We start from the raw sequence: 12,953 nt of genomic DNA on the forward strand, positions 1-12,953 counted from the left end.
CACACTACATAGGCTCTGCCTTGCCTAAATACCAAACAGACTGCTGCAAATTTAATCTTGAAAGGTCAACAGACCCTAATGTAAATTAAGCCCATTTAGCTCATTACGCACCCATTGCTTATCGAGATATTGCTCTAAATTCAGCTGGGCAAATTTTAAAAAGCTGCGCGCAGCATGAGAAATATGCCTGTCTGTGCGCACTACAAAATACCAATGGCTGGCTAAGCAGGTGTCGGTTACATTGAGCACTTTAAAACTGTTATCGCCTTTTGGTAATACATGATGGGAAAGCACAGCAATCCCCATTCCCGAGGAAACAGCAACTCGTATGGCTTCGTTACTGGCCATTTGCACGCTATCGCTAAGGACTAAACCACGGCTTTGTAATTCGCTTTCAAAAAGCATACGCGTAGCAGAGCCTGGCTCTCTTAATAAAAATCGATATGGCATTAAATCAGCTAATGTTAATGCTTTTACATCGGCAAGCGGATGATCAAGCGGCACAATAAAGACCAAGGGGTTATGTAAAAAACGCGCAGCTTGGGCATGTTCAAGTGATGGTGGATGGCTAAACACATAAATATCGTCTTCTCCACGCTCAAAACGCGCTAACACTACAGAGCGGTTGCCAATTTCTAATGGCAGCTCTATATGGGGATGGGCATTACTGTAAGGCCCAAGTAACTTAGGCAAAATATATTGTGCAGTGTTTACCATGGCAATTTTACAGCGCCCGCGCTCCCCGCCTTTAAGCTCGGCTAAATAGTCTTGGTAATCATCAAAGTGCCCAAACACTTGCTCACAAGTTCTAAATAATTGTAAGCCAGCCTCGGTAACCTGTAATTTTTGCTGTTGCATAACAATTAAAGGCTCATTAACGGCTTCTTGTAAGCGCTTAATTTGCAAAGAAACGGTAGGCTGGGTTAAATGCAATTGCCGAGCTGTTTCGCTAATGGAGCCGGTTTTAACTACACTCATAAAGACTTCGAGTAGCCTAAATGATAGCTGCCTTGTGTTCATTATTCACCTCATAGATTTTTATCTATAAGATACTATCATTCATTTTATTATTTACTATACAAAGATAGGCTTACAATAGCGCCGCTTAACAAATTGAGTAACTAACAAAAAGGAGAACAGTGTGCCTGATATCGTCGTAATGTTTTTTATTTTAGGATTAGTGGCGGGGATTTTACGTTCTGATTTAGCAATACCTAAAGCCACTTATGACACACTAAGTCTATTGTTAATGCTCACCATAGGGTTAAAAGGTGGCATGGTGCTGCATGGTAACTTAAGCTGGCAACTTCTTCCTGAAATGGCCTCGGTTATGTTACTCGGTGGTCTTATTCCCCTTACTCTTTACCCTATTTTAAAATATGTTGTTAGACTCAGTGTGGCCAATAGCGCCAGTATTGCTGCGCATTATGGCTCGGTAAGCGCAGGTACCTTTGCAGTTGCATTGGCTTATGCAGAGTCAGCTAAATTAGAGGTAGGTGCTGAGGTTACACTGTATTTAGTGATGCTCGAATTACCTGCCATTATTGTCGGTTTAATGCTGTATCGTAAACTCGACAAACAACATAGCCAAAGTAATACACTGTGGCTCAAAGCGCTTTGGCACGAAACACTCACTAACAAAAGCGTGATTTTATTGGTAGGCGGTGTGATCATCGGAATGATGTATGGCACACAGCAAGGCAGCCAAGTAACCAGTCTTTTAACCAGTAGTTTTAAAGTAGTACTGGCATTGTTTTTACTTGAAATGGGTTTAGTGGCTGCGCAAACTCTGCGCCCATTTCCTTGGCAGCATTGGAGACTCGCTGCATTTGCGATTATTACTCCGCTATTTTTAGGTACTATCGGCGTGGCTGTAGGCACACTATTAAAATTAGAATTAGGCTCGGTGGTGATACTCGGTAGTTTAGTGGCTAGTGCGTCCTATATTGCAGCCCCTGCGGCGATTAAAGCAGCCGTTCCCAAGGCTGATATTGGCCTAGCTATGCTGAGCTCTTTAGGGGTAACGTTTCCGTTTAATGTGATTGTTGGTATTGGTTTGTACCATAAGTTTGCGCTTGCCATGCACTAAAATAAACACCAATAAAGCCCAACATGGGCTTTTATTTTTTAACTATGCCCCGCCATTATTAAGTTATTACCCTTTTTAAAAACTCAACAAATATAAAACAAAAACGCTAACTTATTTCTACAATCAGATTGCAATTAAGCGATTAGTTTACGTAAAAAAACATTTTAAAAATTATTTTGATTGAGCAATTAAAAAACACTTTACTTGGTATAAAAAGCAGCATAAATTCGCAGCCAAATTAATCTGCTTCAAATAATCGCGCCACTATCACACCTAAATCAGCAATTATTTAAACCCTTTTTATCGGAATAATCTAATGGTGGAACTTGCCGCTAATAGTAAATCAAATAATCCTTTAGCCCCTGTTATTGGTTTATCCTTTTTTGCTATTGCTTCGGGCTTTTTAATGAGCCTGATCCCGTTATCACTGAGTGCTTTTAAGTTAAGTATTGATCTTGCGCCTTGGCTTGCCAGCGTCTTTTATTTTGGTTTACTTATTGGCGCGCTGTGTATTGAGCGTGTGGTAGTAAAAATTGGCCACCGTATGGCATTTATCGCATTTTTAATGTTGCTGATCATCAGTGTTATTGTACAGATCATTTCCCCTACAGCCACTATGTGGTTAACTGCTCGCTTTATTGCTGGTATTGCTGTTGCGGGAGTATTTGTCGTGGTTGAGTCGTGGTTGTTAATGGCAAATACTCCTAAGGCGCGAGCTAAACGCTTAGGTTTATATATGACCTCTTTATATGGTGGCAGCGCTGTGGGGCAATTAGCAATCACACCGCTTGGCACTGAAGGTGCCGTACCGTATTTATTTGTCGTAGCCCTTTTGGCGTTGGCTATTTTAGCTCCATTATTAATTACCACAGGCCAACCTAATGCTCAGCAATTACAAAAGCTGCCACTTAAAGAGTTAAAAACTCTAAGCCGCCCTGCTATTTTAGGCTGTTTAGTATCGGGATTATTACTAGGCCCTATTTACGGGTTATTACCAGTTTATATAGCCGCGCAAACTGATCAAGCCCAATATACCGGCTTACTTATGGCGGTGATTATTTTAGGTGGTATGCTGGTGCAACCTTTAGTGAGTTATTTATCAACCCGTATTATAAAAAGCTTACTTATGGCTATTTTTTGTTTTGTTGGTGCTGCCAGCGTAATGGGAGTATTAAACGCACATAGCTTTGGCGGATTAGTTGTAAGTTACTTTGTATTAGGTGCGTGTAGTTTTGCACTTTATCCGATTGCAATTACTTTAGCGTGTGACTCCTTACCTATGGCAAAAATAGTGTCAGCCACTGAAATAATGCTGCTCAGCTACAGTGTCGGCTCTGTATTAGGCCCGTTGTTGGCAACACATTTTTCTGATGCAAGCCATGGTGTGCTTATTTATTTAGGTGGTTGTTTAATTACCACCTGTATTTATATGCTCATAAAAAGTATGAAAAAAATACCTACAGGTAACACCCCTGTTGCAGGTTAACTAACGCGATAAACCGCTTAAGCTTATTCGTTTGCCACTAAGCGGTTTTTACCTGCGCTAACACTGTACTGCTTATGTTTTTTAACTCTTTTAGCTCAATTTGATGCTCGTTTATGAGCTCGTCAACAAAACAGCTGCGGTTGTTGTCATCACTTATGATAAACACCTTGTGTTTAGCACGAGTGAGCGCCACATAAAATAAGCGTCGCTCTTCGCTATGGGCATACAAATCTTTAGCGGGTAAGAGAGCTTCTAACATTGCAGGCGATGGCTTAGTGCTTGGAAATCCAAATTGCCCGCCATGCATACCTAATATAACTACATAATCGGCTTCTTTACCCTTTGAACCATGAAAGGTATCACACTCAATTTGTAATGAAGCAAAGGTGTGCTGCAAGGCGTTAATATCGGCTTTAGTAGGTAACTGAAAGCGATAGCGTGCCAGTAAATACACAACAGCGGGCTTATTTTTGTTGATAGTGTCGAGTAAATGGGCAAGTGCCCCATTATTTAGCTCAGCTATTTTTGTATTTTTGCTTGAGACAACATTCGCTGTTTTTAATACGCTAATAGCGGGCTCTGTCACTTGTGATAACGAGTTAATTTGCTTAGCTAACTGGGCAGGGTTTTTCATGATAAAACATGAAGCAACCTCACTAATTTTATTATTAAAACGAAACGTAACATCCAATATGGTTTGTGTGGTAAAACCAAAATGTACGGCAAATTCTGTGGTAAGGCGCATATCAGCACCACTAAAACGGTAAATAGCTTGCCAGTCATCGCCTACTACAAACAATGAGCTTCTAGGCTTACTATCGCGCAGCGCTTTAACCAACGCCGCACGCGTAGGCGATATATCTTGAAATTCATCAACCATGATATAACGCCAAGGTGATATAAACTTTCCTGTATTAACATAATCGAGGGCTTTGAGAATCATATCGTCAAAGTCTATTTCACCTTGAGTATCTAAATAATGGTTATAGTTGGCTAATAATGGCTTTAATAATTTCCAAGCCTGCTGTATCTGCTTTGAATCGTTCTCAAGCGTCATATTTGCTGTTTTATACACGCTAATTAATTGACTAAATAATGTCGCTAATTTGGTTAAATAACCGCCAGCTTTTATCTCTTTTAGAAGCGCTATATGATTAGGCTTTGCAGTGCTTAATTCAAACCCACTTTTAACGTCATTAAGATTGTTATTTATATAGTTTACCAATGCTTTAGCATACTGTGGCTTAGCATTAGCAAGCGATTCAAAACACCTTTCAACCCATTTTATTTTAGCTGTTTCGTTTTCAGCAAGTTTAGATATTTTAGGCGTTTTTCTCTCAACCTCACCAATAATTGTTAAACCTAAGCTGTGAAAAGTGGCGGTTTTTATAGCCTGTGTTTTCAGCTTAGTTTTAATACGTTCGTCCATTTCACTGGCAGCTTGCTTACCATAGGCGAGTAATAAAATATCATCGTAATTCGCTTGCTCACTGTTAACTAAATAGCCCGCTCGCGCCACCATTACACTAGTTTTACCTGTGCCGGCTCCGGCTAATACGAGGTTATTATCGTCATCGATAATACATGCCCGTCTTTGCTTTTCAGTAAGTGGGTTTGCTTCAACGTTATCGAAAAAACCAGCATAACGCTGCAACTGTGTCTGTGTGTATTTATGCTGTAAAAAGCGAGTTAATGAATCGCTCCACTGACTATATTGTTCGAGTAGTTTTATTTGCGTGCTAACGACTGCCAATGCCTCACTCTTTTTTATCCAAGGTAACCAGCGGTTGTATTGTTGTTTAACGCGCTGTTTTATATCTGCCACATAGGATTGACGCAAAAATTGATGATGTGCAAATTGGTTAATATTTTCTAGCAGCTCATTTAATGGTTCAATATTATTATTGACCCATAGCTGATCCGTCTTGGCTTTAAGTATTCGGTGACTGCCATAAGCCCTCATCCACACTCGATACTGCCCAGACTGTGTTGAAAAACGTAGTGTTTGTCCAAGCACCCCATATTCATAACAAATAGGCGAGGTTAAATCGCACCAATTCAGTGTATCTGTGAGCTTTTTGTTGTTAATGACTAAACCTTGTTGATTAATATCAACAGCGAGGTGTGGGGTAAACAGGCGGCCAAATACGCTGGGGAAAATAGAATTCATTAACAGCAGAATTCCTTTATAAAAATGAACCAATTAACGCTATTTTAAGGTAATACGCGCTGTAAGGATAATAAATCTGGCGGTAAAATTTTCAACGCGTTAAAGTAGAACAAAAAACAACCAATCAATTTATCTATTTCCTTAACATAACTTCCTACTGTGACTAATATTTACTCTACATACAAGACAACGCGATGAAAAGGCAAACCGAAACCTTTTTTTGAAGCCGTTACCGTTATTTTAAATGCTGACAGAGACATATACCAAGCACGTATTGCACAGGAAAATCTACTCAGTGCCACAGACGATAATGAGACCAATAAAGCAGAGTTTTTAGAAAATGCTGAACAAGTCAAAGACCGCTTCACAAACTAACTTATTAGCGTTAAATGCCGCGATTGAGGCTGCCAGAGCTGGTGAGCAAGGCCGAAGGTTTGCCGTTGTCGCTGATAAGGTTAGAACGTTGGCTACCCGTACACAACAAAGCACCGATGAAATAGATACAATGATCCAACGATTAAATAACAATGTAAAAGCGTCATCAGATTCTTTTAAAAACAGTCAAACAAATGAAATCGCAAGTAGATAGCTTTAAGGTATAGTGTTGTAAGCTTGTAAAACAATGGCGCAGCGTTTACTGCGCCATTAAGATAAACCCAACTAAGCCGAATAGCCTAGGCTAGTGTATCAATAATAATTATTTCACACTCTGTTGTTGCAGTTAGCGTGATAAAATCAGCATGAGTGACCTCAGCACCATCCCCTTTGTTCATGGTAATTACACTGCTTTTGTCATCTACAGTAAATACACCATCAGATGCAAGTACATAAGCTTGATGATCAATACGCTGAGTGATGGTGCTACCTTTTGCAATCTTTCCACCATAAATGCGTGCTTGTTGACTGATAAATAAGGTGTTACCCGCATCTTCTGCATAACCCGACACTAAAAGCGTAAGCTCGTTAGCTACATCGGTCGGAAATTTTTTACTTTCCCAACGCGGCGGCACATCTTGTTTATTACTTTGAATCCAAATTTGATAAAAAGTAAGTGGCTCATTGGTACGATTATACTCAGAATGCACAATACCTGTGCCTGCACTCATTACCTGCACTTCACCTTGCTCGGTTATGCCTTTATTACCCATACTATCTTGATGAGTAATGGCACCACTGCGTATGAAACTAATAATTTCCATATTTTTGTGTGGATGCGCTCCAAAACCCATTTCAGGTGCAACCCAATCATCATTAACAACGCGTAATGTACCAAAGCCCATACGTGCCGGATTATAGTAATGTGCAAAACTAAAATGATGTTTAGATTTAAGCCAACCGTGATCGGCACTGCCTAAACTATTCTTTGGATAATGATTGATCACGGTCTTTCCTCAAAAAGAATAAACATTAATTAATATGGACGTTCACGGTCGTGTGGAGCATCAAAATTATGCTTTGCACCCAGCGGTACTATTTGTGTTGGATTAATCGTTAAGTGGCTTACATAGTAATGCACCTTTGTGTATTCTAAATCGACTGTTTCTTTAACACCCGGTACTTGGTACAGCTCGTTAACGTAATTGCTAATATGGTGAAACTCGCTTAATTTTTGACGGTTACACTTAAAATGCCCGTGATACACCGCATCAAAGCGAATGAGGGTTGTAAATAAACGCCAATCAGCTTCTGTAATAACATCACCAACGAGATAGCGCTGCTTAGCTAAACGCGCTTCTAGCCAGTCTAAACTATCAAATAGTGCGGTGTAAGCCTCGTTGTAAGCTTCTTGTGTAGTAGCAAAACCGGCTTTATATACGCCGTTATTGATAGTGTTATACACGCGGGTATTCACGGCTTCGATTTCTTCACGAAGTGGCTCTGGATAATAATCATCAGTATTGCCAGTGAGCTCATTAAACGCACTATTAAGCATACGAATGATCTCTATTGATTCATTATTTACAATAGTTTGCGTTTTTTTATCCCATAAAATCGGCACAGTAACCCGCCCTTCATAACTAGGATCGGCTTTTAAATACAATTGATAGGCGTAATCTAAGTTATAAAGTGGATCGCCCTGCTCGCCAAATTCCCAGCCGTTTTCCATCATGGGAGCTTCAACAATACTCATAGAAATAATGTCTTCGAGCTGCTTTAATTTACGAAAAATAATCGTTCTGTGCGCCCATGGGCACGCCAGCGATACATATAAATGATAACGCCCCGCCTCAGGGGTAAATTTGCTTTGTGGCGCTGATGAAATAGTATCCCTAAAACGGCTGTCTTGGCGTACAAATTTACCGTCGCTTTTTTCGGTGTCGTACCATTTATCGACCCATTCACCGTTAACAAGTAATCCCATGTCCGTCTCCTCAGTATGTAGAATGTGCCAACCTTACGCAGATTGGCAGCTTAAAGTTCAATCAGTTATGTGATCAGCTTATTGGTTTAATTTGTGATAAATTTTTCCATCAAGGGATAGCTTTCCAGCCCCTTGAATAAATAAGGCCAAGGTAATTGCCAACAACGATAAACCAAACTCGTAACCGTTGTTGCTCATAAATAAGCCGTTATCTACATGTACTGTAAAAATAGCAACCACCATAGTGATAGCCAGTACAAAACTCGCAGGACGCACCAGCAAACCAACGATGAGTAGTAATCCACCAAAAAATTCAGCGCCACCCGCCATTAATGCCATTAAATAGCCCGGTGCTAAGCCTATCGACTCCATCCATTGCCCTGTGCCTTCCAAGCCATAGCCACCAAACCACGCAAACAGTTTTTGTGCCCCATGAGCACTAAACACTAATCCTGCAATAAGCCTTAATGGTAGTGTTGCAAAAGACTGTTCAGTTTTTGTGATGGCAGCTGTGATATTTTTAATCGTCATAATGTTTACCTGTATTGTTTCTGTTGATTATGCAGCTATTGTATAAGTTGAATTAAAATTAAATAACTCCTATTATTTGCTTTATATGTTCAAATATTTTGAATAGTTAATATTTGGTATGATGATGAATACACCCCCTATTAGCATAGAAGCTTTACTGGTATTAGACGCCATTGAGCATCGTGGCAGTTATGCAGCCGCTGCAGAGCAACTTAATAAAGTGCCATCAGCCCTGTCGTATATTGTTAATAAACTTGAAGAGCAATTAAATGTAACTTTGTTTCAGCGCCAAGGTCGGCGAGCAGTTTTAACCCCCGCAGGTAAACATTTACTGAGCGAGGGGCGTAAGGTGCTCAATGCTATAAATAATTTATCGGAGCAAACACAAACCATAGCTAATGGCTGGGAGCCTAGAATACGGATTGCTTGTGACTCAATTATTGACGTAACTAATGTTTTTGCTGCTTTGCAACAATTTTTAATTGAACATAAAAGCATTGAAATTGATGTAAAAGAAGAGGTAATGAGCGGTACATGGGAGGCGTTAATAGAAGACAATGTTGACTTAGTGATTGGTGCACCCGCCCCCGTGCCTGCTCAAAAAGGGATCAAGGCAGTGAAAATAACGGATATTCAAAATGTACTTGTGGTTCACCCAACCCACCCTTTAGCAAAAGAGCGAAAACCCATCAAGCCTAGTGATCTAGGTCAATACACCACAGTGATAGTTCATGACTCTGCAAAACAAAGTATTCCGTGGTCAGCTAATTTAATCGAAGGTAGTCAACGTTTTTATGTAAGCTCCGTAAAACAAAAAATTACCGCTATTTTATCGGGAATCGGGATTGGTTATTTACCAGTAAACCTTATTGCTGAACATATTAAAGCTAAAAAACTTCATGTTGTGGAGCTCATTGAACCACGTCCTATTCAAGACTTATACCTTGCATGGAAAATAACCAACAAAGGTAAAGGATTAAAAAAATTGACTCAACTTTTAATCGACAATAATTTACAGACATGAAATAAGCCAACTACATAAATGCAAAAGCCCATGCTAACTAAATTAGCATGGGCTTTTTTAATCACAAATAGATGTTATAAAGCAAGATCTTGCTTAGCACGTGTTAAGTTGTGCGACACTAACTCGTTACCTGATATTTGCTGTGCTTCGTAAAAGTCAGATAACGCTGCGGTTTCGTTTTTAGCCATTAAACGGCCAACACCGCGGTTACTTAAAGCAAATGAAGTCAGCTCACGTGTACTTTAAAACGTGGGCCTGTACTTTGCTGTAATAATGTAATTGCTTTTGAACAAATTTCTTCAGCTTGGCTGTAGTTTTTTGATTTTACATTTAATGCACAACTGTTAAATGCAACTTCGAATTCTTGTGGGGCTGTTGCAGCCTCTTCAATAACCATTAACTTGTAGTCACTTTGATCAGCCATTACAGCAGCTGAGCAAGTTAATAAAGAGCCAAGAGCGATGGTTTTGATAAGTGAGCGTTTCATGATTAGTTTCCTATTTGGTTAGTCGTGCTTGTTGCCGACAACTAAACTTTAGAGTGTTTACTTAATCTCGACAAACGATTAAAAACAAACCAATAAGTGAAAAAAACTAACCTATAGACTTTAGTCTAATTAAACTGAGCATATTCGTTTTAATAAAAGCGACAAATAACCGCTCGTTTAACTAGGCTGCAAACCCGGCATGATTATTTACTGATTTAAGTAATCAATAACTTCTTCTTGTAAATCAATATATTCATCTTCAGACATATTTAACTTTTTAAATATAAACGGTTCAAGGCGCTCCCAATCTTTAATTTTTTCATCACGTAAAATACTATTTACTATGCTTTCAGAGAGCTTTAACACACAAAAACAGAGCTGTTGATTAGGATCGGATGTGTCCTCAAGTAAACTTAAATCATGATGGCGTAGAATAAGCTGGCAAATATCTCTTGGTAAATGCCAACTCGATGCTAAGTAATAGCCGATAATGGCATGGTTAGCGCCATAAACACGATCTTCAATATCAACTAAACTTTCTTTACTGCTTCTATTTGAACCATGCAGCACATTGACGTAGTCGTCATATTTAATCGCCATCGGAACTATGCCACAATCATGAAATAAACCGAGAGTGTATAAGTATTCAACTGGAATTTTATTTTTTACTCGCTGTCCAACAATCATGTTTACATTAGCAATTTCAGACGCGTTATCCCAAAAACGCTCTAAACTAATACAACATGTTTTTTGTAAAAACATTTGCTTTAATTTAAGCGCAGGAATAAGTGCTTCTATGCCATTCCAACCTAAAAACATGATGGCTTGTTTAATATCAGACACACTACGTACTAAGCCATAAGCGGGTGAATTAACAATTTTTAAAATAGCAGACGCTATAGCCACATCTTTAGCAATGATTTCTGCGGCGTCTCAAAGCGAGGGCTCTTGTGCAGATGCTAATAATTCAAGGTCATTTAAAACTTGTGGTTTTGGGGGAATAATAAAGTTTTTATTTACATCTGATAATACCTGCTCATTAACGACAATCATCGATGTCTAGCCTCCAGCTAAGCTATATGGATTATTTATTTTATTCCATTTGAACTTTTATACTAGAAGTTGCTTAAAGATTTATCAATTTGTAGGTGCTGAAATTGGTAGGGTAAAAATAATTTTTAAAACCAAAGCAGCACACGCCCGGTATATAGACGTGTGCTTTGAATACTAGCTTATTAGAAGTAATAGCCAATATTAATGTTGAAGCGGCGTTCAGTTTCGCTGCTATCGCCCGCTAATGAACCACCAACAAACGGCATGTTTTTACCATGAACTAAGTCAAAGTATGTAAATAAACCACCTGCAGCGACCGAGAAACCGGTTACGTTCATCCAGGTATCTTTGCTGTTGTCTGATTTGTCGTAAATAGCGCTGTAGTCATTATAAAACTGTAAGTTTGTTACTGCGCCCCATTGCACCGGCACACTGTATGCTACGTTTGCACTCGACATAGTTGCTTCCGCTGCCATGCTATCGTAAAACGAGTAAGCGCCCACAGCAATACGGTTTACGTTATCAATATCGTAGTTGTATTCGCCATGTTGTAATTGCAAGTTCCAAGGGCCCATATTACTGTTTAAATGTAATGCCCATGCGTTATAATCACCTGCGCGGTCAACACCATCATGCAAGCCACCAGCAAGTGCCGACACACCAATTTCAGTTTTACCACCTTCATGTTCTAGGTGATAGCCGTAACGGCCTGAGAACGTATTGTATTCACCGATAGGGTTACCTAACAGATTTCCATCGGCATCTATGGCACCAGGATCGGCATAAACACCATCCCCGGCTTCTCTAAAACCAACAATGTCGTAAGAATAGCGATCGCTGCGGTTATCTACATAACCATCAACACCACCTAATTCATCATTTTTGAAAAAGCCTAAATCAAGCTGCCAGTTATCGGCAATTTTACGCTTAAATAACACCCCTAAATCGTGGTCGTCTTCAAGGCCAACGTAATAGTTAGTGCTGAAAAAGTAGTTATGTGAATTGTAAGGCCAGTTACCAAAAGGAACCTGAGTAATACCTGCTTGAACTTGCCAATCATCAGCAAAATCGTAAGCTGCATAAGCGTATTTAACAGCGGTCATATAATCAAAAAAGCGAATTTCAGCGTTTAATTTTACATCACCCACATCGCCTGAGAAATTTAAGCGAAAAATATCAAAATCAAAATCGCCACCGCGATTTTTATTATCGTCATCATACGAGGTGTGGCTATAGTTGGTTCGAACAGCACCGCCAATTTTAATTCCCTGAGGCTTGTGTTCATGTTTAGCTACTTTAACTTCAGCTATATCTTCTTTCTGTTCAATGGTGCGCTCGATTAATTTTTCACTTTTTTGCTCTGCTTTTGCAAGTTGCTTTTGCAGCATTTCCACTTGTTTTTGTAAGCTGCTTAATTGCTGCTTTACTTTATCAAGATCTGTCTCTGCATGTGCCGGATGTGAAAAAACAACCATAGCCACTGCCAGTGCTAAAGGTTTCATAGGTGTCATAATTTGTCCTTGCTTGCCTTGTTGATGTTATTAACTCGAACTTGGTCAGCGTGAGCTAAGTACCTGCTTGATTTTACATGTTGTTTTACAATGATAACGTATTTTTACAACTCTTCAATTACACTTTATGATTTTGCGCAACACACAGTACTTTTTAGCGGGGTAAGCATAACAATTAATCATCATTTTAATAAATGAAAGCAGCAGCTTGCAAAATTAAAGCTTAAAAAATAGCAGGAT

At 39.4% G+C, this 12,953-nt stretch carries 10 protein-coding genes and 2 pseudogenes; 4 read left to right on the forward strand and 8 right to left on the reverse strand.

Annotated features, from left to right (window positions below):
* Positions 1-75: 75 nt before the first annotated feature.
* Positions 76-1,020 (reverse strand): LysR family transcriptional regulator, encoded by a 945-nt coding sequence (locus QMA00_RS13455; protein WP_076922288.1) that lies wholly within the window; start codon positions 1,018-1,020, stop codon positions 76-78.
* A 121-nt stretch (positions 1,021-1,141) separates the two neighbouring features.
* Here QMA00_RS13455 and QMA00_RS13460 point away from each other — a divergent pair, with 121 nt between their 5' ends.
* Both QMA00_RS13460 and QMA00_RS13465 read left to right on the forward strand, forming a co-directional pair.
* The gene (locus QMA00_RS13460; RefSeq protein ID WP_290157628.1) at positions 1,142-2,089 is read left to right on the forward strand and encodes a sodium-dependent bicarbonate transport family permease; all 948 of its coding nucleotides are present in this window, start codon (positions 1,142-1,144) and stop codon (positions 2,087-2,089) included.
* Positions 2,090-2,405: 316 nt separating this feature from the next.
* Complete coding sequence (locus QMA00_RS13465; RefSeq protein WP_290157630.1) at positions 2,406-3,575, forward strand: MFS transporter; 1,170 nt, start codon at positions 2,406-2,408, stop codon at positions 3,573-3,575.
* A 37-nt stretch (positions 3,576-3,612) separates the two neighbouring features.
* On the opposite strand, the gene helD is transcribed toward QMA00_RS13465, so the two are convergent.
* Positions 3,613-5,745 (reverse strand): DNA helicase IV, encoded by a 2,133-nt coding sequence (gene helD / locus QMA00_RS13470; RefSeq protein ID WP_290157632.1) that lies wholly within the window; start codon positions 5,743-5,745, stop codon positions 3,613-3,615.
* A 361-nt stretch (positions 5,746-6,106) separates the two neighbouring features.
* Between helD and QMA00_RS13475 the strand changes: the two are divergent.
* A pseudogene (locus tag QMA00_RS13475) lies at positions 6,107-6,280 on the forward strand (methyl-accepting chemotaxis protein); the annotation flags it as partial.
* Between the two features lie 139 nt (positions 6,281-6,419).
* Here QMA00_RS13475 and QMA00_RS13480 read toward each other — a convergent pair.
* The 3 genes from QMA00_RS13480 to QMA00_RS13490 form a co-directional block, all read right to left on the reverse strand.
* Positions 6,420-7,127, reverse strand: coding sequence for a pirin-like bicupin family protein (locus tag QMA00_RS13480; RefSeq protein WP_290157634.1), 708 nt, complete (start codon positions 7,125-7,127; stop codon positions 6,420-6,422).
* A 29-nt stretch (positions 7,128-7,156) separates the two neighbouring features.
* The gene (locus QMA00_RS13485; RefSeq protein ID WP_290157636.1) at positions 7,157-8,107 is read right to left on the reverse strand and encodes a glutathione S-transferase family protein; all 951 of its coding nucleotides are present in this window, start codon (positions 8,105-8,107) and stop codon (positions 7,157-7,159) included.
* 78 nt (positions 8,108-8,185) lie between these two features.
* A complete protein-coding gene (locus QMA00_RS13490) occupies positions 8,186-8,638 on the reverse strand; it encodes a DoxX family protein (RefSeq protein WP_290157638.1) in 453 nt (150 codons plus the stop codon).
* Positions 8,639-8,762: 124 nt separating this feature from the next.
* Here QMA00_RS13490 and QMA00_RS13495 point away from each other — a divergent pair, with 124 nt between their 5' ends.
* The gene (locus QMA00_RS13495) at positions 8,763-9,662 is read left to right on the forward strand and encodes a LysR substrate-binding domain-containing protein (protein WP_290157639.1); all 900 of its coding nucleotides are present in this window, start codon (positions 8,763-8,765) and stop codon (positions 9,660-9,662) included.
* A 74-nt stretch (positions 9,663-9,736) separates the two neighbouring features.
* Here the strand turns inward: QMA00_RS13495 and QMA00_RS13500 are convergent.
* The 3 genes and pseudogenes from QMA00_RS13500 to QMA00_RS13510 all read right to left on the reverse strand — a co-directional run bounded on the left by QMA00_RS13500 (position 9,737) and on the right by QMA00_RS13510 (position 12,713).
* Positions 9,737-10,149, reverse strand: a pseudogene (locus QMA00_RS13500) (hypothetical protein).
* Between the two features lie 207 nt (positions 10,150-10,356).
* Complete coding sequence (locus tag QMA00_RS13505) at positions 10,357-11,070, reverse strand: HDOD domain-containing protein (RefSeq protein ID WP_290157658.1); 714 nt, start codon at positions 11,068-11,070, stop codon at positions 10,357-10,359.
* A 314-nt stretch (positions 11,071-11,384) separates the two neighbouring features.
* Positions 11,385-12,713 (reverse strand): porin, encoded by a 1,329-nt coding sequence (locus QMA00_RS13510; protein WP_290157641.1) that lies wholly within the window; start codon positions 12,711-12,713, stop codon positions 11,385-11,387.
* Positions 12,714-12,953: the final 240 nt, after the last annotated feature.

The sequence above is a fragment of the Pseudoalteromonas sp. APC 3694 genome (assembly GCF_030407565.1).
Lineage (GTDB): Bacteria > Pseudomonadota > Gammaproteobacteria > Enterobacterales > Alteromonadaceae > Pseudoalteromonas > Pseudoalteromonas tetraodonis.

Excerpts from the sequence above, each read along its gene's own strand:
- QMA00_RS13490 (WP_290157638.1), bottom strand. The coding sequence starts at position 8,638 with ATGACGATTAAAAATATCACAGCTGCCATCACAAAAACTGAACAGTCT.
- QMA00_RS13465 (WP_290157630.1), top strand. The coding sequence starts at position 2,406 with ATGGTGGAACTTGCCGCTAATAGTAAATCAAATAATCCTTTAGCCCCT.
- helD (WP_290157632.1), bottom strand. The coding sequence starts at position 5,745 with ATGAATTCTATTTTCCCCAGCGTATTTGGCCGCCTGTTTACCCCACAC.
- QMA00_RS13495 (WP_290157639.1), top strand. The coding sequence starts at position 8,763 with ATGAATACACCCCCTATTAGCATAGAAGCTTTACTGGTATTAGACGCC.
- QMA00_RS13455 (WP_076922288.1), bottom strand. The coding sequence starts at position 1,020 with ATGAACACAAGGCAGCTATCATTTAGGCTACTCGAAGTCTTTATGAGT.
- QMA00_RS13510 (WP_290157641.1), bottom strand. The coding sequence starts at position 12,713 with ATGACACCTATGAAACCTTTAGCACTGGCAGTGGCTATGGTTGTTTTT.
- QMA00_RS13485 (WP_290157636.1), bottom strand. The coding sequence starts at position 8,107 with ATGGGATTACTTGTTAACGGTGAATGGGTCGATAAATGGTACGACACC.